Genomic DNA, 23,226 nt, shown 5'->3' on the forward strand with positions numbered 1-23,226 from the left:
GGCGCCGGCCTGACCGCCGCACCGCTCCGTACGACCTCGGACCTCGCATGACACCCTCGCTGCCCCACCAGGGCGCGTCTCCGGACGAGCCGTCCCGCCCGCCGGAGGACCGCCGGCACGTGATCCGTCGCAGGGCGATCACCCTGCTCATCATCGTGCTGCTCATCGGCGTCCCCGCCGGCTATCTGGTGATCTCCGCCGACCAGAGCCGTGACAGCGGCAAGGACAAGGAGGCCAAGTACTCGGCGACCGGCCTGACCGCGGGCTGGCCGTCGAACGTGCAGCGCCGGCTGTACCAGGTGCCGATCCCGCACCCGTCGAACCAGGTCGCCTACTACGAGACGAACAACTGGAAGACCAGCCGCCTCTACGTCCAGTTCCAGACCACCCACCCGGGCCTCGACGAGTTCCTCAAGAACATCGGCGTCAGCCGCGCGGACCTGAAGAAGGGCGACATCGCCATCAGCGACCGCGACCAGGACATCACTGGCTGGAAGTTCACCGGGGCCGGCTCCCGCCCCGGCGACTATTTCGGGCTCATCCGTGAACAGAAGAACCCCGACCCGACGTTGGACGTGGTGGTGAACACGGGCAACGCGACCTACCCCTTCGTGTACGTGGTCTCGCGCACCGTCCCCTGACCTGACCTGACCTGACCTGACCTGACCTGACCTGACCTGACCTGACCCGACCTGACCCGACCCGACCTGGCCGCGGCTGACCGGAGCCGGATCGGCCCGGATGGGGCTGGATCGGCCCGGATCGGACCGCAGCGGACGGGATGGGACGGGGTCCGGTCGGCCCGGACCGGACCGGCGGGACCCCGTGGGGCAGGTGCCCGGGGGCGGGCCCGGCCGGCCGTCGGGGCCGATTGTCAGAGGCCGCCCGTAGAGTCGGAGACGACTGATCCGACACACGGGCGGGAGGTGGACACAAGGCATGAGCGCGCTGCTCGACGGCCCGGCTCCGGCGGAGCCCGGCTCCGTCTGCGTACGGCTCGCCGCCGTCTTCCTGCCCGCGCCCCTCCCGCGCGAGGGCCGCGTCGCGTTCTGGGATCCGGCGGACGCCCCGCTGCCGGTGGCGGCGGACGCGGAGCGCACGGAACTCACCGTCGTCCGCCGCCACGGCTCCTCGATCCGCCGCAAACAGGCCCCGGCCCTGTCCCTGCCCCTCGACAAGGCACTCCCGCTGCTCGTGCGCGCCCGCCGCGACCCGGCCGCCCACCCGGCCACCGCCTGCTGGGGCGCGGCCGCGCTGCACGCGCTGCGGCTCACCGCCCGAGGCCGTCTGCTGCCCGGCCTGACGCCCACCGGACACGACGCCTGGCGGGCCGGCCCGCTGGACCCGGAGGACGTCGCGCACCTGCGCGCGGTCGCCGCCGCGCTCCCGGCCGAGGGCCACGCCGTGCCGCTGCCCGGCGCCGGCGCGCTGCGGCTGCCGCAGCCCGAGGCCCTCATGCGGTCCTTCCTGGACGCCGTCGCGGACACCCTGCCCCGCACCCCCGCCGCACCGCACGCATGCGGAAGGCCCTTCGCCGACCGACGGCCCCAGCGCCTGCCGGACGCGCACGACTGGGCCGCCGAGGTCGCCGCCGGCATGGACGCGGGCGTGCGGATCTCGCTGCGCCTCGACCTGTCCGCGTACGACATGTTCGACGTCGGCGACGACAGCGGGCGCTCGCGCAGCGCCGGCGCGGCCATCGTCCAGGTGCACAGCCTGGCCGACCCCACCCTGATGACCGACGCGGCGGCCCTGTGGGCGGGCGAGGCCGATGCCGCCTTCGGGGCGCGCGCCCGTGTGGACGCGGCTCTCGCCGTGCGCCGCGCGGCCCGCGTCTGGCCGCCCCTCGCCCGCCTCGCCGAACAGGACGTGCCGGACGTCCTGGCCCTGTCCGAGGACGAGCTGAACGACCTGCTCGGGGTGGCGGCCACCCGGCTCGCGGCGGCCGGGGTCGCCGTGCACTGGCCGAGGGACCTGGCCCAGGACCTCAGCGCGGCCGCCGTGGTGCGGCCCGCCCCCGGCTCGGCGACCGACGGCACCGGGTTCTTCGAGAGCGAGGACCTCCTGCAGTTCCGCTGGCAGCTGGCGCTCGGCGGCGATCCGCTCAGCGAGGCCGAGATGGACACCCTGGCGGAGGCCCACCGCCCGGTCGTCCGGCTCCGCGACCAGTGGGTCCTGGTGGACCCGGCACTCGTGCGCAAGGCCCGCAAGCGCGAACTGGGCCTGCTGGACCCGGTGGACGCCCTGTCCGTCGCCCTCACCGGCACCGCCGAGGTCGACGGCGAGAGCGTCGAGGCCGTTCCCGTCGGCGCCCTGGCCGTCCTGCGCGACCGCCTCACCGCCGGAATCCACCCGGCCGAGCCGCCCGCCGGGCTGGACGCCACGCTCCGCGACTACCAACTGCGCGGTCTGGCCTGGCTCGACCTCATGACCTCCCTCGGCCTCGGCGGCTGCCTCGCCGACGACATGGGCCTCGGCAAGACGATCACCGTCATCGCCCTGCACCTGAAGCGGGCCCGCACCGAGCCGACCCTGGTGGTCTGCCCGGCCTCCCTCCTGGGCAACTGGCAGCGCGAGATCAACCGCTTCGCGCCCGGCGTCCCCGTCCACCGCTTCCACGGCCCCGACCGCAGCCTGACGGACCTGCCGGGCGGCTTCGTCCTCACCACGTACGGCACGATGCGCTCGGCGGCCCCGGCCCTCGCCGGCCGGTCCTGGGGCATGGTCGTCGCGGACGAGGCCCAGCACGTGAAGAACCCCTACTCGGCGACCGCCAGGGCGCTGCGCACGATCGCGACCCCCGCGCGTGTGGCCCTGACCGGCACCCCCGTGGAGAACAACCTCTCCGAACTGTGGGCCCTGCTCGACTGGACGACCCCCGGACTCCTCGGCCCCCTGAAGTCCTTCCGCGCCCGGCACGCGCGCGCCGTCGAGAACGGCGAGGACGACCAGGCGGTGGAGCGCCTGGCCCGTCTGGTGCGCCCGTTCCTCCTGCGCCGCAAGAAGTCCGACCCGGGCATCGTGCCCGAGCTGCCGCCCAAGACCGAGACGGACCACCCGGTGCCGCTCACCCGCGAACAGGCGGCGCTGTACGAGGCGGTCGTGCGCGAGTCCCTGCTGGCCATCGAGACGGCCGACGGCATCGCCCGGCGCGGCCTGGTGCTGAAGCTCCTGGGCGCCCTGAAGCAGATCTGCGACCACCCCGCGCTCTACCTCAAGGAGGCCGACGCCCCTACCGGCGACGCCCTGGCCGCCCGCTCGGGCAAGCTCGCCCTGCTCGACGAACTGCTGGACACCCTCCTCGCGGAGGACGGCTCGGCACTCGTCTTCACGCAGTACGTCGGAATGGCCCGTCTGATCACCGCCCACCTCGCCGCCCGGGCCGTCCCCGTCGAACTGCTGCACGGCGGCACCCCGGTGCCGGAACGGGAACGGATGGTGGACCGCTTCCAGGACGGCGCGACCCCGGTCCTCGTCCTCTCCCTGAAGGCCGCCGGGACCGGCCTCAACCTCACCCGCGCGGGTCACGTCGTCCACTTCGACCGCTGGTGGAACCCGGCGGTGGAGGAACAGGCCACCGACCGCGCCTACCGCATCGGCCAGACCCAGCCGGTCCAGGTCCACCGACTGATCACCGAGGGCACGGTCGAGGACCGCATCGCCGAGATGCTGCAGGCCAAGCGCGCGCTGGCCGACGCGATCCTCGGCTCCGGCGAGTCGGCCCTCACCGAGCTGACGGACCGTGAACTGTCCGACCTGGTCGGGCTGCGGAGGGAGGCGTGATGACGGAGCGGGAAGGCGAGCCGCGTGAGCCGTACGGGGCACCGGCCGACGGCGTCACCGACGAGCCTGTCACCGAGGCCGCCGACGCCGAAGAGACCGCCACGGGCGGGCCCGTCGCTGACGGGATGAGTGCTGACGGGATCGGCGCTGACGAGGGGCGACAGGAACCCGGGTCCAGCCCGGCCGACGAGGTGCGGCGTGCGCTGAGGGCGGCCCGGGAACGCCGGCAGGATCCGCCGCCGGGCCGACCGCTGAAGCACCCGCAGCGGCAGTGGCCGCGGACACCGTCCACGAGGCAACGGACGCCTGAGCAGCCGCAAGGTCGGCAGGCGGAGCCAGGTGCCCGCCGACCGGCGGACGAGCCGTCGCCGCAGACCCTGGCGCGCGCCGACCGGTCGACCGGAGGTTCCGCGACGAGCCCGGCCGACGCGGCCCGCGCGGCCCTGCGACGCACGCCGAGCACCCCCGCGGCGCCGGCCGCGTCTCCCACGGCGGCCACCCCGTCCGCCGTGGAGGCTTCGCCGGCCGCTGACTCCCACTCCGCGACCGCCGCCGAACCCGAGCACACCGCGCCCGAGCTCACCGCGCCTGAGCTCACCGCACCCGAGCTCACGGCGCCGGAGGCGGGTAGCCCGTACGACCCGCCCACCCCGCACGTCCCGCCCACCCCGGACGTCCCGACCGGGCCGCGCCCCGGGGACGTCGCCCGTGAGGCCCTGCGCGCGGCCCGCGCGCAGGCTCGCCGGGATTCGGCCGGGACGGGTGAGCGAGCCGGGCGCGAGAGCGAGCGCAACGGCCCGCGAGCTCCCCGCCGTCCTCACCCCGAGCCCCGGCTCCCCGGAGACCGGCTCCAGAGCCGGGCTCCCGACCCGGTGGCCGGTGAACGCGCGCGTGCGGTGAGGGACTTGCTCGCCGGCGCGTTCCGGATGCCGGCCGACGGGACGACCGGCCCCGACGCCGATCCCCTCACCGCTCCCGAGCCGAACCTCGCGACGCCGGCGGCCTTGGAGGAGACCCCGCGTCCGGCCACCGACCGGCCCGCGACCTCCCCGGCCCCCGAAACGCGTACGCCCTCCCCGGCCGCCGAAGCGAGCGCGGACGGCCCGGACACCCGAGCGAGCGCGGCTCCTCCCGTCACCGAGCCGACCGCGCCTTCGCCGACCGCGCCTTCGCCGACCGCGGCCTCGGCGACCGCGGCCTCGGCGACCGCGGCCTCGGCGACCGCGGCTTCTCCGGCCGCCGTCGAGGGAAGGGCCGGTGCGACGGCCCGAGGCGTCGAGGCAACCCGTGCGCCGCGCTCCATGGCGGCCCCCTCCCGGGACGGCGACCACCGCCGCACCTTCCCCCCGTTCCCGCCCCGTACCGGCGCCGCCTTCGCCGAGACCTGGTGGGGCAACGCCTGGGTCGCCGCGCTCGAAGAGGGCGCCCTGGACCTCAAGCGGCTGGTTCGCGGACGCGGGTACGCCGAGCAGGGAAACGTGGACGCCATCACGGTCACACCCGGGCTGGTCCTGGCGTACGTGCAGGGCAGCCGCCCCCGCCCCTACCGGGTGCAGGTCCGGCTGCGCACGCTGGGAGGCGAGGACTGGGAGCGCTTCCTGGACGCCGCCGTCGAGCGCCCCGGACACATCGCGGCGCTGATCGACAAGGAGATGCCCGAGTCCCTCGCCGACTGCGGGGTGCCGCTGCTGCCCGGTCCCGGCGACCTCGAACCGCAGTGCAGCTGTCCCGACCGCGGTCACCCGTGCAAGCACGCGGCCGCCCTCTGCTACCAGACGGCGCGTCTCCTCGACGCCGACCCCTTCGTGCTGCTCCTGCTGCGCGGCCGGGGGGAACGCGAGGTGCTCGACGCGCTGTCCCGCCGCAACGCCGTCCGTGCGGCCCGCGCCGCGCAGGAGCAGGAACAGCAACCGGAACCCCTGGCGGGCGTCCGGGCCGCGGAAGCCCTCGCCGAGCGCCGGCTCCCGCCCCTTCCCGCCCCGTTGCCCGTGCCGGCGCACCCCGAGCAGCCCCCGGCCTACCCGTCCGCCCCGCACGGCCCCGACTCCTTCGCGCTGGACCATCTCGCGACGGACGCGGCGGCCCGTGCGCACGCCCTGCTGGCCACCGGCCACGACGAGATCGGCGCGCTGACCCTGTGGCAGGACGCCGTACGGCTCGCCGCGTCCCGTCCCGGTTCGGGGCTCACCGCCGCCACCCGCTCCCTCTACGCCTCGCTCGCCTCCGCCGCCGGCCGCACCCCTTCCGAGCTGGCGCGCGCGGTGGCCGCCTGGCGGCAGGGCGGTCCGGACGGGCTGACCGTCCTGGAGGAGTGCTGGGATCCGCCGGCCGGCCGCTTCGACCGGGCCCGCCCGCTCCTCCTCGCCGCCGACCTCCCCGCCTTCCGCCCGCGCCGCAACCACCTCACCCACCCGCGCGGCCACGTCCAGCTCCGCTACGGACAGGACGGGCTGTGGTACGCGTACGAGTCGGAACCGGGCCACGACGACTGGTGGCCCCGCGGCACCCCCGACTCCGACCCGGTGGGCGCGCTCACGGGACTGGGCGTCTCGGACGAACTCTGACCGCGCACCTCGCAAGGGGCAGCGACAGCCCGGCACCCGACCGGGGCCCCTCGCTCGGCCCCGCTGGCAGGGTTGTCGTCGCCGCAAGCGGCAAGGACGTCCCACAACTCCCGCGCGCAGAAGGGGGCTCCTCCCGGCAGGAGGAGCCCCCTTCGCGGGACGTGGGAGGGTTATTCCGTACGCAGGCCCTCCGGGCGCATCATCCGCAGCAGCGGCGGCAGACTGAGCAGCGTCACCACGGCGACCACGGCCGCGCCCACGCCGGTCATGGTCAGGACGCTCGCCCAGTCCATGGTCACCGGTGTACGGGTCATCTTCAGCAGCACCGAGCCGAGGGTGATGCCCACCGTCGCGGCCAGGAGGAGGCCGAGGCCGACCGGGAGGGCCGTCTGCCACAGCACCGACAGGCTCAGCGTGCGGCGCCGGGTGCCGAAGGCGACCAGCGCGGAGAGCAGCTTCCTGCGCTCGCGCAGCTGCTCCAGCTGGGACACCAGCAGACTCGCGCCGATCAGTGCCAGCACGAACGCGGAGCCGACGAACAGGCCGGTGCGGATGGAGGCGTACTTGACGTCCTCCTGGGTCGCCGACCAGCCGTAGGTGTGGGCCAGGGGGTCGATCCGGGCGACGGTGTTGCGTACGTACTCCCGCGACTCCGGCACCGACAGGTCCAGACGCAGGTAGACCCCGTCGGAGAACACCGCGGGTGCGGCCTTGGCGGGCAGGGCGGCGGGGGTCACCAGCAGACTGTTGGCGTTCCCCAGGGAGTCCTTGCGCGCGTCCACCACCCGCAGGTTCGCCGGAACCGTCCAGGGCACCTCGATGCCGCGTTCGGTGGCGTCGCTGAACGACGGGTCGATGTAGAGCTGCCGGCCGGGCTTCACCACGGCGATCTCTTCGGCGTTGTCGGGGTCGTCGTAGCCGGTCCTGGTGCGGGTGACGAACACGTCGCCGTCCTTGCAGGAGGGCAGCGCGGCGACTTCGCGCAGGGCGGTGCAGCTGCCCACCGTCAGGCCGTTGGTGTTCTTCGGGTCGCTGCGCGCGTCCCCGTACTGCGAGATGGCCAGGGCCACCGCGGCCCGCACGCCCTTCGTGCCAGTGAATTCGCGCTCGACGCCGGACAGCGGCTTGCGGTCGCTGAAGTCGACCTGCATCTGGACCCGACCGGGGTCCTTGCCGGTGGCCTTGGTGTACTGGCTCTGCGTCCCCGTGAACAGCATTTGCAGGGCGATGGCTCCGGCCACGGCGACGGCGATGCCGTTGACCATGCGGGCGGCGGTTCCGCTGCTCAGCTGCAGCCGTCGTACCGCGAGCTGCCAGGACAGCGCGCCCTTGCCGAGGCGGACGACGACCGCCTCCACGACCCAGGGGAGCAGCGCGGTGATGCCGATCAGCAGCAGCAGCACGCCGCCGATCACGAGGTACTGGTTGAAGTCGCCGTTCTCGCGGCCCTTGCCGATCAACGGGTAGAGCATCCCGAGGCCGGCCAGTGGCGGAAGCAGCCGCCACCACAGCCGGCGGCGGCGCTGCTTCGTCGCGCGCACGACACCGAGCGGTTCCACCACCACGCCGCGCATCGCGAGCAGCGTGACGAGGACGGCGGCGACCGGGATGGCCACCGCGACCAGCGCGGCGAGCGCGGGGGAGGGGTCGAGGTAGCTGGGCCAGACGCTCATGCCCAGCACCTCGGTGGAGCCCAGCGTCTGACGGCCGATGAGGAAGAAGCCGGTGCCGACGACCAGGCCGAGCAGGGCTCCGGCGAGTGCCTCGCCCGCCGCGATCCGCCGGGTCATGCGGCTGTCCGAGCCGACCAGGCGCAACGCGGCCAGCCGACGGTCGCGGCGCTCGCCGCCGAAGCGGACGGCGGCGGCGATGAACACGGCGACCGGGGTCAGCAGTACCACGAACACGACCAGGATCATGAGCAGCAGCACCGGATCGGTCTTCTCGGACGCCCCGTCCGTCGTGTCCGGTTCGCCGTACCGGGGCAGCCGGTGGACCGGGGAGGTGTCGGTGAGCTTCAGCCCCGACGCGCCCGCGTAGAAGGCCAGTTCGTGGGAGCCGATGAGTCCGCTCTCGCCGATCGTGCCGGTGATCTTGTAGGGCAGCCGCTCCCGCAGCAGTCCGGCGCCGTCGGAGGCGAGCAGTTCCTTGAGCGCGGGGGAGACCACCATCTCGCCCTTGGCCGGGAAGCTGCTCACTCCTGGGGGCAGCGGCGCGCGCTTGCCCTCGGGCTCGACGATCCGGCCGCGGATGTCGTCGTCGTGCCAGGTGGTGTCGGCCTCGGAGATCAGGAAGGTGTCGTCGGCCTTCGCCGGGACCTTGTCGCCGTACAGGAACGTGTTGTCGTAGCGAGCCTCCTCCACCCTGTGGCGGGCGGCGAACACATGGGGCAGGGCGGTGCACAGCAGGAGCAGTGCCACGCCGAGGCCCACGCCGACGGCGGTGAGCGTCATCCGGACCCAGCCCTCGCGTCCGCCGGTGACGGCGAAGCGGGCCCCCATGCCCAGGTCGCGGGCCCACTGACGAGGGTTCATACGGCGCGCTCCACATCGCGGGACTTGCCGTCGCGGACGATGATCTCGCGGTCGGAGTAGGCGGCCACACGGGTCTCGTGGGTGACGAGAACGACGGCGGCGTCGGTCGAGCGGGCCGCTTCGGTCAGCAGCTCCATCACGCGTTGACCGTTGGAGGAGTCGAGCGCGCCGGTGGGTTCGTCGGCGAACAGCAGGCGCGGGCCGGTGACCAGCGCGCGGGCCACGGCGACGCGCTGGCCCTGACCGCCGGAGACCTCGCCGGGACGCTTGGCCGCCAGGTCGTCCACCTCCAGGCGCTCCATCCAGCCGAGCGCGGTCCGCTCGGCGTCCTTGCGGGAGGAGCCGTTGAGCCGCAGCGGCAGGGCGACGTTCTCCACGCAGGTCAGCTCGGGCACCAGCTGACCGAACTGGAACACGAACCCGAACTCGGAGCGGCGCAGCGCGCTGCGCTGGGCATCGCCCATCGTCGAGAGTTCGCGCCCGTCGTAGGAGATCGACCCCGAGTCGGGCGGCACGATCCCCGCGAGGCAGTGCAGCAGCGTGGACTTGCCGGAGCCGGAGGGGCCCATGACGGCGACGACCTCGCCGGGGTGGATGGAGAACTCGGCGCCGTCCAGCGCGTGGGTGGGGCCGTACGCCTTGCGCAGGTCGTGCGCGGTGAGCAGGGGGCCGGGGGGAGAAGTGGTCATCGGGTCACAGCCTCACGGAGTCTGTCGGGTCGGGCGGCGGCCGGCTCCGGCCGGCGCGGGTCGGCTTCCAGGTGGAACAGGGCGTGGCCGCGGATCAGCCGGTCCGCCGGGTCGCCCTTGCGCCTGCGGCCGGTGAGGACCGCATGCTGCGCAGCTGCTCCGAGCGCTGGATGTCGAGGATTCCGGCGGCGTCGCGCCGGGCGGGCAGGGCGGGGGCGACCGTGGCCGTGGCGGTGGCCTTGGCGCGGGTCGGACTCCACGAGCCCCGAGAGGGTGTGACCGATGGACATGATCCGCACTCTACACACCGTGTATACGCGGTGTGTATACACGGTGTGTCTAGGCCGTGGCGGCGTGTACGACAGCGCAGGTGACGGGGCCTGTGGGCCCGATCGTCACAGTACGGAAACAGGCGGCCGCGCGGCCGGGGAAGGCAGGAAGGCCGGGCCGCTGGGTCGGCGCGCTCAAGGCGGACGCGTGGCGGTGGCAGGACGAGGACGACGCCGGCCGCGCCGCCGTCCTCGTCCTCGTCCTCGGCGGCGCGGGGCGTCCGTCTGATCCCGAGCGACGCCGGGGTGTCATTCGGCTCTGATGTCGTCCACGTGCACGACTCCCTTGGTCGCCCCGTCGCTCCCGTGGACGAGGTACAGGCTGAACGCCGCCGTCTTCGCGAGACGGGCCGCGTCGAGTACGGCTCCGGCGTGTGCGGTGTCCCAGGGAGCGGGCGTGAACTCGCTGAAGGGCGCCCGCAACTCCTGCCCGTTCGTGTCGGACAGCGGAAACTGGTACCAGAAGTCGACTCCGTCGGCGGTGATCTGGAGCGCCCCGCCGTTCGCGGAGCCGTCGCCCCGCAGCCACAGCGCGAGGGATGTGAAGGCGGACCAGTCCGCGTCGACCGGCCTGCCCATGCCGGTGTACTCGGCGCCGGAGAAGTCGTACGCGTAGGCCAGTCCGTAGGAGCCCGAGGACTTGTGGCCGGCCGACAGAGTGAGGGTGTGGGAGTTGACGTGCGTGTACGCCTCGTTCAGCGCGGCGTCGTCCCCGGCGTATCCCTCGAAGTCGTCGACCCGGCCGGCGGGCAGCGGGTCGGCCTCGCCGAGGAGGATCACGGCCGAGTCGGTGAGCGTCCGTCCGTCCACCCGTGCGCTCACGGTGAGGGTCACCGGGCGGCTGTCCGGCGAGGCCTGGCCGATCGGCCAGTCGCCCGAGTAGAAGCCGTCCGCGTCGAGGCGGAGCCGTCCGGCGCGTCCGCCGTTCACGGAGAACGTCACCCGGCTCGCCCTCGCCGGCGTCACACGCACCCGGACGGTGGTGCTGCCGGCTGTCACGCGCTGGCGGTCCGTGGGGGTCACGAGGTGCATGAACGGGGCGTTCCTGACAACGGTGGTGCGGGCGGAGTGCACACCCCGAAGATCGGCGGCGAACAGGGTGTAGGGGTCCTGGTGGTACTTGACGAAGTCCGGCAGCAGGACGTGGCCCGGGTACGGCACGTAGGCGCGCTTGGCGCCTCCGAAGTTGGCCCAGGTGAGCATGTAGGTCACCTGACGGGCCAGCGGGTCCGCCTCGAGAGCCTGTGACAGCCGGGTGAACCACTGCGGGTCGCGGACCTCGGTGCCGCCCTCCCCGAACTCCGTGAGGGCAGGAGCCTTGCCTCGCTCGTTCGCCAGCCTGACCACCATCGCCAGGTCCTTCACGAGACCGTCCAGCCAGGGGGTCGGCCCGGCGTTGTCGTCGTAGGAGTCGTAGCCGAGGACGTCGACGAAGCGGTCGCCCGGGTAGGTCCTCAGGTAGCCGGTCGGGTCGCCTCCGAAAGTCGAGTTGGGCGAGTAGGCGTACAGCAGATTGTGGACGCCCCGGGTATCACGCAGGTACTCGACGGTGTAGCGGTACAACTCGATGTACTCGCGTGAGGTCGTGCGCCCGGCGCCCCACCAGAACCAGCCCGCGTTGTTCTCGTGGAAGGGGCGGAAGATCACCGGGATCGCGGTGCCGTCAGGCCGCCGCGCGCCCTTGACCGCCTTCGCGACGCGGTCGAGGAAGGCGTTGAAGGCCGCGTGCTTCGCGCCTCCGGGAAGGATCTGGCCGACCACTCGGCCCGTGGTGTCGTAGAAGTTCTTGCCGGTGACGAAGTTCGGCATGTGGGCGCTGAGGGTGTTGATCCCGCCGAGTGCGTCGCCCTGCCGGATGCACCGGCTGAGCGCAGCCGTGTTCTCGGCTTCGGCTCCGCCCTGGACGCCGGGGCGTTCGTCGCCGTCGAGGATCAGGGTGTCCCAGCCGAAGACGGCGGGGTAATCGCCCACCGCCGCCCTGGTGTCGGACGCCTTGCCGTCGGGAGCGGTGAAGGTGAAGCCGTAGGTGAGGTCGTGCTGGTGACCGAACAGGATGCCTTCGCCCTGCTGCCGCCGCAGGTACGCGAACAGCGCGCGGGTGGCGCAGGTCGCCTCGTCGTCGACGATCCGCACCGGTGTCGGCGCGCCCTCGGGCGCCGGGGAGGCCGCCGCTGCGGCCACCGGAGTCCGGGCGCCGGCGGCCATGGCGACCGTGGTGCCGATGAGCATGAACGTGCGACGCCTCATGGGGGAGTTGGACATGTACGTCTCCTTCGACGTGACGGTCTTTCGCGAGAGGAAATGACTCACCGGGGTGAGGAGGCCGCCCGGGGTGGGTGTGGCGGCCCGGCCGCCGTCGGCGGCGTGGTGTGCGCTCGCACGAAGGCGCCCGCTGGATCTCGCCGGCGGGGATGTCCTCCCGGGGACTGCCGGTCACGTGCGGGGGCTTTCTGTGACGCTGCCGACGGCGACAGGGGCCTTGGCCAGGGGATGCGCGACGCGCGTCAGCCAAGTGACGCTATTCGACTAGGGTTTGAAGAGAATGGAAAGGGGTTGCGTGAGGCTGCGTCACCCCGAAGGAGAGCGCCGAGGGCAGGTCTCGCAGTCGTTCCGGTCCGACTCCTACGGCAGGTGGGCCCGGTACCCGTGGATCACCCGCGAGAGCAGCAGGTCTTGTCGCGGCGCCGGCCTGCGCCATGGACTCTGTCCCGCCGGCCCCAGCGGCTCCGCGGGGTCGGACCGGCACTCGGCCGGAAGACCACCCCGGCGAGGAGCTCCGTGCGCCTCGCAGATCTCGAGGTCGGTCGGTCGAGCTACGGCTTCTCGCCGCAGTGGAGTTGCGCGTCGATCTGCCGGGCGGTCATGGGGCCCTCGCGCGTCCAGTACTTGCCCGGTTCCAGTGTGGCGCTCTCGATCGTGTGCAGGGTGAAGACGTCGCCGCGCCCGTCACCCGCCGGATCCGAGTAGCTCACTCCGATGGTGGGCGGAATGGCCGACTTGACGGGTTTTCCCGAGTGCTTCGCGAATCCTTCCCCGGACCAGAGGGTGACCAGACCCTTCCGGGTCGATGCCGAGGCCGGCCCTGAGGCGGACCACACGATGCGCGGATTCTCGTGCTCCACATCGTCGAAGTCGTAGACCTCGACGCGTCTGATCTCATCCGTGGGGCACATGGGTATCTTGACCACGATCGTGCCCCCGTCGACCCTGGCCCCGAACTGCGGCGGGTCGGCCGGATCCGAGGGGAACATGGCGCAGGCGGATGCCCCCCACAGGGTGATCACGGTCAGGAAACCTGCCGAGGCGCCCTGCCGACGAGCAGAACGGATCGTCGATGACATCGCTTGCATCCTCTCTGTCCCCGGTCGGCCGACCGCTCCCACCGGTTGCGGCAGGGATCGCTGACAGCCCGGCTCGCACAGCGTGGTGTCAGGAAGCGCCCTTGCGCAACGACGCGATGAGGCGGTCCAGTTCCCCGCGTGCCGTGTAGGTACGGATCGGGTCGATGTAGTCGCGTGACTCGATGATCCGACCGTCCCGCACACGCATGACGAAGACGCAGGGCACCTTGGCCAGGGAGTCGTCCGGCAACGTGAACTTGTAGGCGAACTCGGCGACGTTCACCTCAGGATCGGCGGTCTCGTGAACGACGACATCCACGACACTCCTCTTCGGCGACGACTCCCGCACCTCCGGCTCCACCGTGAAGTGCTCCCGGAGCGCACGCCGACTCGTCAACGGCTCGGACTCCGGCGTCGCCATCGGATGCCGGACGTCGGTGGCCTCGCCGTACAGGTCGGGCAACTCGTCGAAGTTCCCGCCGTGGCTGCGACCACCGACCGACCCGGAGTTTCAATGCCCCGTCACCGTGGTGAGGGGGTCGTGCTCATGCGCGCAGCTCTCGCAGGAGCCGTAGGTGTCCCAGGCAGGGAAGGGATCGGGAGCGGGCAGAGCTACGCCTTCCTGCATGAGACAGCCGTTCAGGTCGGCCCGCAGCAGCTCCGCGTCCATCTGGGTGCTATGAAGACGAGTTCCTGCGCATAAGGGCTGGCGGTGTCACGAGCAGAGGAAGGCTCGAAGCGAGCCACCGAACCGGCCTGCGGCCGCAGTCCCGTCACCCAGGGCCGGCTGGCGAGGGTGAAGAAGCCCTTGGATCTGAGGACCTGCCCGTAGGCGCCGCTGCCTGGCGGTGGAAGGACCTTCCGGAGCAGAGGGCGGTCGAGGAGATGGCGTACTGAACGAAGTTTCGAAGGAGGGCGTGAACACCGTGTCGCCGGGCACAAGGGCTATCGCACCGAGATCCTGGCATTCGGAGCTGGTCGGGATCTACCCACCAAGGGACGAACTCAGGCCCTTGTGAAGCTCATACGCACACGCGCCTGAGCCGGAATTGACGATGGGGTTTGAAATGATCATTCTTGGGCTTATTCTGCTGGTCATCGGCCTGCTTGTCGGCATGGGTCTGCTGACGACGATCGGTGGCATCCTCATTCTGGTTGGTGCCATCCTGTGGATCCTGGGTGCGACCGGTCGCGCGGTCGGTGGACGCAAGCACTTCTTCTAAAGTCAGGGCGCCTCACCAACTCTCTGCGACGAGTGACGCGTCCATGACTCACTCCGCGTCGGAAAGTCCACACCGTGAGGAGCTTCTGGACCACTCGAGGCCGGGACGAGGTGAGAGTCCGGCCAGAGAGACAGTTGGGAACCCCGTGGGCGGGGCCATGCGCCGACCCCGCGCTGTCTCGTTGGCGATGAGTTTGCCCTGAGCCGGGCCCTGCCCGCCGGTCGTCGAGCGCAGAGCCTGGCTACGGGGTGAGACGGATGCTGCCGCTTTGGTACAGGAAGCGACGGGCGTGCTGCATCGGTGCCCAGAGTGCCCGCCCGATCAAGCTGAACCCCGTGCAGGAGCGCCTGGGGCGCAGGGTGGAACGAGCTCCGGACCACGGTGCGCTCGGGCCCGTCCAGGAGGAGCGCGCTGTGCACGACGCCGATGCCGCTCTGCACGTCGTCGGGGGTGTGCCCCGGTAAAGCATCCCAGGAGGCGGTTGCGGTGAGACAGTCGACGCCGGTCCAGGCGTTCAACGCAATGGTGCCGTAGCGGAGTTCGGAGCCAGCTTCGTCCAGCACGGGGCTGAGCCCGGCCATCGTGCTCGGATGCGCGATGAGGTTCACGCCGAGAGTGCCGACGAACTCCTCGTTCGTTGTGCGGACCGCCTCGGCGAGGAACTGGCGCGGGTCACCGGGGGAGTTTCAGCACGGCGAGGACGGGGGCGAAGTGCTCCGTGGTCAGAGCTGGTCTGGATTCCACCGGGGCGAGACCTGTGATCAGCACGCGGCCTGCTCCGAGCCGTTCGGCGTCGTCGCCGTACGTGTCGAGGGCGTGGGCGCCCCGGTCGTCGCTGCCGGGGTAGTGCGGGGAGCGGGCGGGTGCGTCGGCCAGCGCGGCTCGCAGGTGGGCCAGGAGGCGGTCCTTCTGCGCCCAGTCGGCACTGACGACGACCGCCCGGCTCGCTACGCAGTTGTAGCCGTTGTTGTGCAGCTTCTGGATGCCGATGTGCTCGGCCTGGTAGCGCAGGTCCGCCTCGGACCAGCCGCCCGGCAGCACGATCGTGGGGGAGACCCCGCCCAGTTCGCTGGTGGCCGGCTTGTCGAGCAGCAGTGTGCCCGCCTTCTTGCGGCCGGCGCCCTCGTTACCCGTACCGAGACGATCGCGTCATGGGTCGCGGCGCTGCCGGTCATGTGGACGTGGCGGACCTTCGGGTGGTGCACCAGGTATGTCCCGACGTCGGCGCCACCGGTGAGGACCCGGACCATCCGAGGTCGATCAGCGGTGCCATTGTTCGGTTGAAGACGTCGAGGAGGCCGTCGGTGACCGGGTCTAGTTGGCGGGCCACCACTCTGTTGTGCGCGTACAGCTCGTAGAGCACGTCCAGGATGGGGGCCGAGGTGATGTTGCCGGCGCCGAGCACGACGCCGACGCCTGCGGTGTCGGCCGTGTGGAGCTGGGCGAGGCCCGCGCGCTCCCGCGCCTCCTCCTCCGTGGTGCCAGGCGGCATCCACACCTCGGCAATGAGATCGTTCAGCAGGAGGCGGTCCCAGATGCTGTCGGGCAGGACGCGGACCGTGACCCGTCCGCCAGGTGCTTGGCCGAAGGAGAAGACATCGACGGGACTGCGGTCCTCCCCCAGGGCGTCAGTGAGACGACGAGGCCCCGCCGAGTGCTTGGGTTCCAGTGGTCGTCGCAACACCCCGGCTGGTGGGGTGCGATGGACTTCAAGATCCGGGGGACCGGGGCTTCCCGCTCAGGGCCGCAAGGTCCTGGTCCGTGAGCGGGAGGAATACTTCCGGCTCATGAATCAGGGCCTGAGCAGCGCCGAAGCCTGCAAACGTATCGGGATCAACTACCGGACGGGCAAGCGGTGGCGCAACGGCCGGGCCGCTTCCGGCAAGGACAAGGCGAGACCGCCGGTACTCGCGGCGGCCCACACGAGTGGAGCTCGTCCTGAGTGTCTGGGGTGGGCCGCTCGGAACCGATCCCCCCCGCAAGGTGGTGGCGTGGTGTACGGGTTCACCACGGCCGCGAGGTGCCGTTGCGAGGTGGCGGTGTCAGCAGGTGGGGAGCATGCCCTTTCGGAGCTGGGCCAGGGTGCGTGACAGCAGCCGGGAGACGTGCATCTGGGAGACGCCGAGCTGTTCGCCGATCTGGGCCTGGGTGAGTTCCTCCACGAACCTCCAGTGCAGGATCTTGCGCGAGCGCTCGTCGAGGTCGGCGATCATCGGGGCGAGGGCGTGGAAGTCCTCCACCAGTTCCAGTGCGCCGTCGTCGTTGCCGATGAAGTCGGACAGGGCGGTCTCGCCGTCCTCGCTGTTGCCGATGGCGGCGTCCAGGGAGGAGGAGCGGTAGCCGTTGGAGGCCAGTCGCGCCTCGATGACCTCCTTCTCCTCCAGGTTCATCAGCTGGGCCAGCTCGGCCACGGTCGGGGTGCGGCCCAGGCGGCTGCTCAGTTCCTCGGTGGCGCGCGCGAGCTGGACGCGGGCCTCCTGCAGTCGGCGCGGAACGTGCACGGCCCAGGTGGTGTCGCGGAAGAACCGCTTGATCTCTCCCATGATGTAGGGGATCGAGAAGGAGGTGAACTCCACTTCGCGGGAGAGTTCGAACCGGTCGATGGCCTTGATGAGGCCGATCACGCCGACCTGGACGATGTCCTCCATCTCCTCCTGGTCCCGGCTGCGGAAACGGGAGGCCGCGTAGCGGACCAGGGAGATGTTCATCTCGATCAGCGTGTTGCGCGCGTACTGGTACTCCGGCGTCCCCTCCTCCAGCCGGTCCAGCTGCTGGAAGAACAGGCGGGTGAGCTCACGCGCGTCCTTCGGAGCGACCTTCGACGGGTCTGGGACTGCCGGCAGTTCAGAACACTGCGCCTCCGCCGTCGCCACTGCCGTATCCGTAACCATATGTTCCTCCCCTTGCCGGCCATGCCGACACCGCCCACCTCGACTCACCACTGCCGCGGCTACCCCTTCCCCCCGCCTTCATGCCTACTCCTTCCGTAGCAAACCTCGATGGACTGCACTCCAATCCTGCGCACACCGAGGCGGGCGGCGTCCTGCTCCGGTCCGAGCGGGGCGCCGCCGCGCGACCAGGTACGTCAGGTCCTCGCGGCGGAAGCCCTGGTCGACCTGGCCGGGGGCGACGTCCCGTCGGAGTTCGTGCTCAGGTAGTGAGCAGCTTGTGGTCCGGACCACGAAGGTCGTCACGTTCGCCTTTTCGCCGATCACTGCGCCCGGTTGCGGTCGGTGCTTGGGCGGCCGTTCCACGATGCCGGTGTGCACTACGAAGCTCGCCGTGGGGTCGGGTCGCCGGCCGCGTTCGGTAGGGTTCCGAAGTGCTGGCTGTCTGGTCGGTGCCTTCCTGGGGGGATGAGCGAGACGAGGGACATGCCGGAACAAGCGATCCTGCCTGCGATAGCACCGAGTGACCCCTTGGCCGTGTCGGTCGAGGCGGCGCGGATGGCGGCGGTACGCCGTTACGACATTCTCGACACTCCGCCGGACGGTGCCTACGACCGAGTTGCGGCGCTGGCCGCGCGGCTGTTCGAGGTGCCGGTGGCGACGGTGACGATCGTGGATGAGGACCGGATCTGGTTCAAGGCCGCGCACGGCCTGGAAGGTGTCAGCGAGATCGGCCGGGATCCGGGCCTGTGCGCCTCGGCGGTGCTGCGTGATGACACCACCGTCATCCCCGATACGTTGCTGGACCCGGTCGCCTGCTCCAACCCGCTGGTCGCCGGCCCGATGGGGGTGCGGTTCTACGCTGCCGCTCCGATCATCACCGCCGACGGGCACCGGCTGGGCACGGTCAACGTCCTTGACACCCGCCCCCGCGAGATCAGCGAGGCCGATGCCTCCACCCTCACAGACCTGGCCGCGGTGGTGCGTGACCAGCTGGAACTGCGACTGTCGGCGCTGAAGGCGGTACGCGCCGAGCAGGAGCGCCGCCGGGTCGAGCAGGAGAAGCGTCAGGCGGAGGAAGAGGCCCGCCAGCGTGCGGAGCGCGACAAGGCGGCCATCGCCGCGTTCGCCTCCACCCTGCAGCGCACCCTGGTGCCTCCCGCGCTGCCCGCGGTACCCGGGCTTGAGCTGGCCTGCCACTACAAGACCGCCTCCCCGCAGGAAGTGGGCGGCGACTTCTACGACGTCTTCCCCGTCGGCGGAGGCCGGTGGGCTTTCTTCCTGGGCGATGTGTGCGGCAAGGGCGCCGAAGCCGCCTCGGTCACCTCACTGACCCGCTACACGCTGCGGGCCGCAGCCCTCGTCGACGCGGACCCCACGGCCGCGCTCAAAGCCCTGAACACCGCGCTGCTGCTGGACGCGGCGGTCGGCACCCGCTTTTGCACCGCCGTCTTCGGCCTGCTCGATCCGGCCCGGGACGGCGGTTTCACTGTCACGCTGGCCACCGGCGGTCACCCGCCCGCCTACCACCTCAGCCCTGCCGAAGGCGGCGGTGTACGGGTGGAGGCGGCCCGCGCCAAGGGCGGCATGCTGGTCGGCGCGTTCGCCGAGGCCGCCTTCGCCTCACTCACCCTGCACCTGGCACCCGGCCAGGGCTTGCTGCTGTACACCGACGGGCTGACCGAGGCCCGCACCGCCGATGGCCACATGCTCGCCGACACCGGCCTTACCGACTTCCTCGCCCAGCGGCCGGCACCGGTCAGTGCCGGCGCCCTGATCGACGACACCGTCGCGCTCCTGGACACACTCCCCGACACCGAACGCGACGACGTGGCACTGCTGGCCCTGTCCGTCCCCACCGCGGACGCCGCTCCCGCCGGCATCACCACCACCGCGCACAGCGCCGCCGCCCCGACCGCACCCGCCGACGCCCTTGTCGGGCAGGAGATCCGACGCCCATGACCGACGCATTCCACATCGACGTCCCGCACACCGACCGCGCCCTGGCCGTGATCGCACTGTCCGGTGAATTCGACATCGCCGCCGCACCCGCGGTGCGGGCCCGCGCCCTGGAACTCATCGCCGCCGGACACGCCGACCTGGTCGCCGACCTGTCGGGGGTCACGTTCTGCGACTCCTCAGGGCTGGGAGCCCTCGTCGGCATATGGCGCTGCGCCAAGGACGTCGACGGCTCCCTGACCCTGGCGGCCATCCCCGACCGGCTGAGCCGCCTGCTCAGCGTCACCGGGATGGACACCTTCCTGCCCGCCTACCCCAGCGCCGGGGCCGCGCTCGCCGCCCGCCAGGGCGATCGCACCACCGCCTGAACACCCTGCAGGTGCCTCGTTGTCCCCCGTGCGAGCTACGCGCGATGTCCACCTGGAGGGGACGTTTCGGGGTGACTGCCGCGCATAGCGTTCCCCCTGTTGCAGGGGCGGCTCGGCCGCCGGTCAAGGATGGGAAACGTCATGTCTCCGTGGGACGCACCGTCGGTGCAGTGGTCGAAGCTCCAGTTCTCGCAGTCACCGTTCGAGCCGACGCGCCGGGTGTGGCCGGCCGGGGTGCGGCTGGCGGTGATGGTGGTGCTGTTCATCCTGGTGACCGGTCTCGCCGCCGGAATGCGGAGCATGGCGGGGGGCAACCCGGTGCTGTCCCTGCTGCTCGGCGCGGTGGCCGCGGCAATCGCCCTGACGGTCTACGCGGCGGCGGTACGGTTTCTCGAACAGCGCCCCGTGTCCGAACTGGACACCGCCGATGCCGGGTATGGCCTGCGCCGCGGCACCCTCGTCGGCCTCGGACTCTTCGCCGCGACGCTCGCGCTGATCGCTCTGTTCGGCGGATACGACACGAAGGGCGGAGTGTCCGTCGCCGGCCCGTTCACCATTCTCGGGATGATGGCGGGGATCGCGGTCGTCGAGGAGATCCTCTTCCGGGGCATCGTCTTTCGCCTGATCGAACAACTTGCGGGTACGCGGGGGGCGTTGGCGATCTCGGGCGTGCTGTTCGGAGCGCTGCACCTGGTGAACTCGGGCGCCACTTTGTGGGGCGCGGTGGCCATCGCCATCGAGGCCGGCCTGATGCTCGGCGCGGCCTACGCGGCCACCCGCACCCTGTGGCTGCCGATCGGCCTGCACCTGGGCTGGAACTTCGCCCTGAGCGGCATCTTCGGCGTCACGGTCTCCGGCAACGAGGACATGCCCGCCGGACTGCTCCACGGTGTGCTGTCGGGCCCCACCGCGATCACCGGAGGCGACTTCGGACCCGAGGCCAGTGTCTTCGCGATCCTCGTGTGCGCGGTTCCCACGGTCATGTTCCTGCGCTTGGCCAGGCGCAGCGGGCACCTCTACACTCGCAGCCGGCTCCGCTCCGAGGGGACGGTTCGCTCGACGACGTAGCGGAGTCTGCCCAGGCCCTGGATGTTCGGGGTGTCCCTGCGCAAGACGACCAGCAGGATCCGGCGCTTGCGCAGCTCGTCGCGGTCGGGGTTGTAGCCCTTGTCGCCGAGCAGGGCTTCAGGGCTTCAGGTCTTCGGCGTGATCGGCCGGGGCGGCCGGCGACGGGCGGGATGCCGTCGACCAGGGCGAGGGTCTGGGTGACGGCGTTGACGCGGCCGCGGTGGTGGTGACCCGGAGCGGGATGACCCGTCCGTCGCGGATCAGGTGGTGTCTGCTGCCCGCCTTCCGTCGGCCGACCGGCGACGGGCCCAGTGTCGGCTCCCCCCTTTTTCACACGGATACAAGCGCCGCCACACACGCCCTGATCAGTCGACCTCACCCGCCGCGTCGAGCTGCTCGACCGCGCTATCGCAGCTGCGCAGGCTCCTCCTCGGCGGTCAGGTGGACGAGTTGCTTGGAGTCCTCCCAAAGCTTCGCCGCGCGCTGCTCGTCATAGGAGATCTTCGAGAACCATTGGATCGGCTTCGGCATTCCGCGGAGGAAGCCGGTCTCAGGCACGGATCCCGGATCGAAGGCGATCGAGGCAACCGAGCTGCCGGCCCGCCGGAGCCGACGGTCCAACTCGTAGGCGTACATCACCGTGCACAGTTTCGAGGTGGAGTAGCGCTTCCCGGCGGACAGCGCCTTGCCGCCGTTCTTGCCGCCGTTTGCCAGCGCGATGGCGTTCGGCTCCACCGCGGCGCCAACCGCCTTTCCGTCCATCGATGCGGGGTCGTGGGTACCGCTGGCGGTGTACACGACCCGGCCCTGCTCAGCCAGGCTCGGAAGCAGGAGCTCGACGAACAAGAAGTGCCCGAGGCAGTTTATCGCGAAGGTCGTCTCATACCCGTCAGGGCTGTAGGAGACCTCACCGTCAAAGCGGCCACCTGCGTTGCAGAGGATCGCGTCCAGCGAGTCGATCTCGCCTGCCTCGATCGCTGTCCGGAACTGCGTGGCGGCAGTTCGGACCGACGCAAGTGATGACGTGTCGAGCGTCAATGTGGTCACGGTCACGCCGTGTGTCGCGCGCAGCTCTTCCGCGGCCTGTCGCATGCGCTCCAGGCTGCGTCCCGCCAGCACGACGTCGATGTTCTGCGCAGCGAGTGTGCGCGCAGCGGCGAGGCCGATACCCGAGTGGCCACCGGTGATCAAAATCGTGGTCATATCAATTACTCCAGCGTTGACAGCGGTCAACTTGAATGAAGACGGGTAATGTCGATACAGCTCATGCGGGCGGGACAGGTGCCGTCTCGGTGATCGGACAGGAGAGGGCCCCGGCGGTAGTGATATCGGCTCACCGGCCCGGGGAAAGACGGCCGTTATGCCGGGCCGGCCGTTGGTGAACCAGGCGTCGTGAGCGGCCGGAGCCGGCTTTAGTCCTCGTGCTCACCGAATACCAGCGGCGCATCGAGCCCCTCCCGTTCCATGAACGTGAGCGCCAAGTCTCATCGGTGATCACGCACAGCCAACGAAAACGCCGGTGCTGCTGACTCGGTCATATCGCTTTCTCCAAGATTCGGTGAATCATGAGAAATTGAAGAATTCGTCGGTGTCGGCCTCACGGCGAATCGAGCCTGCGGCGGCCAGGGCTCAGCGGCTGCGCTCGGTCTGACCGCCCCAGGGGAGGGAGCCGTCGCCGTTGCGGTACTACTCGGTCTGTCCGGGCGAAGGAGCCAGGACATCGAGACGGCCAGGTGCCCGTGAACGTTGCGGACGACGGTGGCAACCGAGGCGTTGGAAGTAACGCCCAGCGCCACGAACGTCACGTCGGCCATCAGATGCCCGGCGTCCTCGCGAGCGCACATCTCGTGATACGCGCCATGAAAGGCGCTCCAGTGTGCGCTCCTCGGCGACCTGAGCCGGTGGCCCGAGGGGCGTCGCAACATCATCTGGCAGCGGATCCTCGGCACCGGCCACGCTCGCGTGACGCTCACCCAGAAAGAAGAGGCGGCGTGGATGCAGCAAGCGGTCGGTCTGCTGCGCACGGCACTCTCGCGCTACCCGGACGACCGGGACCTCGGTGGGCTGATCGAGGAGCTGACTACCGGCAGTGAGCGTTTCCGGGACATGTGGGAGGAGAGGCGCTCGACGGTGCACCGGTCGATGCGCAAGACGATCGACCACCCCGAGGTGGGACGTCTCGTCCTGGACTGCGACACGCTGTTGCTTCCGGACACCGACCAGTCGATGATCGTCTACTCCGCCGCAGCCGGTACGCGGGAGGCATCGGCACTCGACGTACTGCGTGTCATCGGCACCGAACGGATGCCGGTGCTTCCCTAGCAGGACTCCGTCAAGTTGCTCTGGCTCTTGGGCTTGGGCTGGTGGTGGACGTTCTGGGCAGGGGGCGGTGGCAGGTGGTGCAGGTGTCGGTCCAGCAGTGCAGGAGGTTCTGCATTGCGTCGAGGATTTGTTAGAGCATCAGGCTGCTGTGCGGCCCT

General features: G+C 71.1%; 17 protein-coding genes and 5 pseudogenes. 10 read left to right on the forward strand and 12 right to left on the reverse strand.

Annotated elements, in window-relative coordinates; all coding sequences use genetic code 11:
- Positions 1 to 47 precede the first annotated feature (47 nt).
- The 3 genes from Sri02f_RS38770 (at position 48) to Sri02f_RS38780 (ending at position 6,347) form a co-directional block, all read left to right on the forward strand.
- On the forward strand, positions 48 to 641 hold the full coding sequence (locus Sri02f_RS38770; RefSeq protein ID WP_109005997.1) for a sugar kinase: 594 nt from the start codon (positions 48 to 50) through the stop codon (positions 639 to 641).
- Positions 642 to 939: 298 nt separating this feature from the next.
- The gene (locus Sri02f_RS38775; protein WP_109005998.1) at positions 940 to 3,783 is read left to right on the forward strand and encodes an SCO1167/SCO6262 family helicase; all 2,844 of its coding nucleotides are present in this window, start codon (positions 940 to 942) and stop codon (positions 3,781 to 3,783) included.
- Complete coding sequence (locus Sri02f_RS38780) at positions 3,783 to 6,347, forward strand: SWIM zinc finger family protein (RefSeq protein WP_307721075.1); 2,565 nt, start codon at positions 3,783 to 3,785, stop codon at positions 6,345 to 6,347. The genes Sri02f_RS38775 and Sri02f_RS38780 overlap by 1 nt, the downstream gene beginning before the upstream one ends.
- A 170-nt stretch (positions 6,348 to 6,517) precedes the next feature.
- Here the strand turns inward: Sri02f_RS38780 and Sri02f_RS38785 are convergent, their stop codons facing one another.
- The 7 genes and pseudogenes from Sri02f_RS38785 to Sri02f_RS38820 form a co-directional block, all read right to left on the reverse strand.
- Entirely contained in the window at positions 6,518 to 8,881 is a 2,364-nt protein-coding gene (locus Sri02f_RS38785) for an ABC transporter permease (RefSeq protein ID WP_109005999.1), read from the reverse strand.
- Positions 8,878 to 9,570 carry an ABC transporter ATP-binding protein gene (locus Sri02f_RS38790; RefSeq protein ID WP_109006000.1) on the reverse strand — a complete coding sequence of 231 codons (693 nt, stop codon included), beginning with the start codon at positions 9,568 to 9,570 and terminating at the stop codon, positions 8,878 to 8,880. Before Sri02f_RS38790 ends, Sri02f_RS38785 begins: the two co-directional genes overlap by 4 nt.
- Positions 9,567 to 9,781, reverse strand: a pseudogene (locus tag Sri02f_RS43425) (PadR family transcriptional regulator); the annotation flags it as partial. The gene Sri02f_RS38790 and the pseudogene Sri02f_RS43425, both read right to left, overlap by 4 nt.
- Positions 9,782 to 10,148: 367 nt before the next feature.
- The gene (locus Sri02f_RS38805; RefSeq protein ID WP_109006002.1) at positions 10,149 to 12,161 is read right to left on the reverse strand and encodes a glycosyl hydrolase; all 2,013 of its coding nucleotides are present in this window, start codon (positions 12,159 to 12,161) and stop codon (positions 10,149 to 10,151) included.
- A gap of 551 nt (positions 12,162 to 12,712) precedes the next feature.
- Positions 12,713 to 13,240 carry a hypothetical protein gene (locus Sri02f_RS38810; protein WP_159106860.1) on the reverse strand — a complete coding sequence of 176 codons (528 nt, stop codon included), beginning with the start codon at positions 13,238 to 13,240 and terminating at the stop codon, positions 12,713 to 12,715.
- An 88-nt stretch (positions 13,241 to 13,328) separates the two neighbouring features.
- Positions 13,329 to 13,709, reverse strand: a pseudogene (locus Sri02f_RS38815) (nuclear transport factor 2 family protein); the annotation flags it as partial.
- 42 nt (positions 13,710 to 13,751) lie between these two features.
- Positions 13,752 to 14,136, reverse strand: a pseudogene (locus Sri02f_RS38820) (CobW C-terminal domain-containing protein); the annotation flags it as partial.
- 171 nt (positions 14,137 to 14,307) lie between these two features.
- Between Sri02f_RS38820 and Sri02f_RS38825 the strand changes: the two are divergent.
- Complete coding sequence (locus Sri02f_RS38825) at positions 14,308 to 14,463, forward strand: hypothetical protein (protein ID WP_109006019.1); 156 nt, start codon at positions 14,308 to 14,310, stop codon at positions 14,461 to 14,463.
- Between the two features lie 672 nt (positions 14,464 to 15,135).
- Here the strand turns inward: Sri02f_RS38825 and Sri02f_RS43755 are convergent.
- Genes Sri02f_RS43755 through Sri02f_RS43435 form a run of 3 tightly spaced genes read right to left on the reverse strand, consistent with a single transcriptional unit; the run spans position 15,136 to position 16,144 of the window.
- Complete coding sequence (locus tag Sri02f_RS43755) at positions 15,136 to 15,504, reverse strand: hypothetical protein (protein WP_281261923.1); 369 nt, start codon at positions 15,502 to 15,504, stop codon at positions 15,136 to 15,138.
- On the reverse strand, positions 15,411 to 15,713 hold the full coding sequence (locus Sri02f_RS43760) for an aldehyde dehydrogenase family protein (RefSeq protein WP_281261924.1): 303 nt from the start codon (positions 15,711 to 15,713) through the stop codon (positions 15,411 to 15,413). Before Sri02f_RS43760 ends, Sri02f_RS43755 begins: the two co-directional genes overlap by 94 nt.
- Positions 15,635 to 16,144 carry a hypothetical protein gene (locus Sri02f_RS43435; protein WP_245970992.1) on the reverse strand — a complete coding sequence of 170 codons (510 nt, stop codon included), beginning with the start codon at positions 16,142 to 16,144 and terminating at the stop codon, positions 15,635 to 15,637. Before Sri02f_RS43435 ends, Sri02f_RS43760 begins: the two co-directional genes overlap by 79 nt.
- Positions 16,145 to 16,165: 21 nt before the next feature.
- On the opposite strand from Sri02f_RS43435, the pseudogene Sri02f_RS44400 reads away from it, so the two are divergent.
- Positions 16,166 to 16,370: pseudogene (locus tag Sri02f_RS44400) on the forward strand (IS30 family transposase); the annotation flags it as partial.
- 135 nt (positions 16,371 to 16,505) lie between these two features.
- On the opposite strand, the gene Sri02f_RS38835 reads toward Sri02f_RS44400, so the two are convergent.
- Positions 16,506 to 17,354, reverse strand: coding sequence for an RNA polymerase sigma factor SigF (locus Sri02f_RS38835; protein WP_109006004.1), 849 nt, complete (start codon positions 17,352 to 17,354; stop codon positions 16,506 to 16,508).
- A 108-nt stretch (positions 17,355 to 17,462) separates the two neighbouring features.
- On the opposite strand from Sri02f_RS38835, the gene Sri02f_RS41535 reads away from it, so the two are divergent.
- The 4 genes from Sri02f_RS41535 to Sri02f_RS38850 all read left to right on the forward strand — a co-directional run bounded on the left by Sri02f_RS41535 (position 17,463) and on the right by Sri02f_RS38850 (position 20,746).
- Positions 17,463 to 17,621, forward strand: coding sequence for a hypothetical protein (locus tag Sri02f_RS41535; RefSeq protein ID WP_159106861.1), 159 nt, complete (start codon positions 17,463 to 17,465; stop codon positions 17,619 to 17,621).
- 198 nt (positions 17,622 to 17,819) lie between these two features.
- Positions 17,820 to 19,313, forward strand: a complete 1,494-nt coding sequence (locus tag Sri02f_RS38840; RefSeq protein ID WP_245970993.1) for a PP2C family protein-serine/threonine phosphatase — start codon at positions 17,820 to 17,822, stop codon at positions 19,311 to 19,313.
- Positions 19,310 to 19,678, forward strand: coding sequence for an STAS domain-containing protein (locus Sri02f_RS38845; RefSeq protein ID WP_109006005.1), 369 nt, complete (start codon positions 19,310 to 19,312; stop codon positions 19,676 to 19,678). Before Sri02f_RS38840 ends, Sri02f_RS38845 begins: the two co-directional genes overlap by 4 nt.
- Before the next feature lie 141 nt (positions 19,679 to 19,819).
- A complete protein-coding gene (locus tag Sri02f_RS38850; protein ID WP_109006006.1) occupies positions 19,820 to 20,746 on the forward strand; it encodes a CPBP family intramembrane glutamic endopeptidase in 927 nt (308 codons plus the stop codon).
- 405 nt (positions 20,747 to 21,151) lie between these two features.
- Here the strand turns inward: Sri02f_RS38850 and Sri02f_RS38855 are convergent, their stop codons facing one another.
- Complete coding sequence (locus Sri02f_RS38855; RefSeq protein WP_109006007.1) at positions 21,152 to 21,949, reverse strand: SDR family NAD(P)-dependent oxidoreductase; 798 nt, start codon at positions 21,947 to 21,949, stop codon at positions 21,152 to 21,154.
- A 678-nt stretch (positions 21,950 to 22,627) separates the two neighbouring features.
- On the opposite strand from Sri02f_RS38855, the pseudogene Sri02f_RS38860 reads away from it, so the two are divergent.
- Positions 22,628 to 23,068: pseudogene (locus tag Sri02f_RS38860) on the forward strand (MmyB family transcriptional regulator); the annotation flags it as partial.
- Between the last annotated feature and the right edge of the window lie 158 nt (positions 23,069 to 23,226).

The sequence above is a fragment of the Streptomyces rishiriensis genome (assembly GCF_003112535.1).
GTDB lineage: Bacteria > Actinomycetota > Actinomycetes > Streptomycetales > Streptomycetaceae > Streptomyces > Streptomyces rishiriensis.